At 69.4% G+C, this 921-nt stretch carries 1 protein-coding gene; it reads right to left on the bottom strand.

Features of this window, described 5'->3' with window-relative positions; translation table 11 throughout:
* Window positions 1-33 precede the first annotated feature (33 nt).
* Window positions 34-873 carry a hypothetical protein gene (locus tag ETD86_RS54525; RefSeq protein ID WP_138674409.1) on the bottom strand — a complete coding sequence of 280 codons (840 nt, stop codon included), beginning with the start codon at window positions 871-873 and terminating at the stop codon, window positions 34-36.
* Between the last annotated feature and the right edge of the window lie 48 nt (window positions 874-921).

The following is a 921-nucleotide window of genomic DNA, read 5'->3' as shown; positions in this document are numbered from 1 at the left end:
GGCGGGAGCGGTGGCTCCCGCCTTTGGGGCGTGTTACGGGTTCGGGGCGAAGGCGAGGACGGCGGCGACGGCGTCGGCGATCTCGCCCGCCAGGCCGTCGACGACGGCGTAGTCGGCTTTCCGCTTGGTGCGGTCGGCGCGCTGCCGAGCTTCGGCGCGCAGGTGGAGAAGCTCGCGAATGTCGGCGAACGGGTCGGGGTCGCTCTCGGCGAGCGCGGCGGCCCACTCGGGAGAGGTGGCAAGCAGGATTGCGGCGCGGCGCGGCGGACGAGGCGGCGGGCTGTCGGGCAGCAGGTCGAAGCTGAACTCGGTGACCTGGCTGCTGTAGCCCTTGCCCGTGATCGGCGTCAGGTGCTTCTTCCAGTTGGCGCGGTGCACCGTCTGCGGCACCTCGTGGCCGCGCAGGGCTGCGAGCCTGCCTTGCGTCTGGCCTGTGAGCTGTAGTCGTGCTTCGACGGCGGCGTCCTGCCAGGACACGTACCCGCCTGCGGTGATGCAGCCCGTGAAGACCCAGCGGCGGATGCCGCCGATGCGGATGGCGGTGAAGGTCACCGTTTCGCCGTCGATGCTTTCGGTGTGGGTGCTGCCGTGCTTGATCAACTTCTGGGCGAGTGGCGTGGACTCCAGCCACGCCCGCACGTTGCCGCTCAGCGCGATCAGCTCATCGGCGCAGGTGGGGATCCACTCGGCTTGTGGCCATTCGGTCAGGTCGAGCAGATCGTCGAGGACGTGGGTGGCGATGCTGACGGCGTTGTCGCCGAGCCAGCCGTAGGCCACGTAGGCGTCGTCGGCGGGCAGGTCGGCGATGGGTACGGCGTCGCCGTTGCGGTTGATCCACGTGTCGGTCTGGCCGAGAAGCGTCAGGTAGTTCATGGGGGGAGGAGCGCAACCTTTCGGGGACATGCAAGGGCGGGAGAAAGG

The organism is Nonomuraea turkmeniaca, assembly GCF_005889735.1.
In the GTDB taxonomy this organism is placed as follows: Bacteria; Actinomycetota; Actinomycetes; order Streptosporangiales; family Streptosporangiaceae; genus Nonomuraea; species Nonomuraea turkmeniaca.
This window is presented reverse-complemented; position numbering and strand designations above follow the sequence as displayed.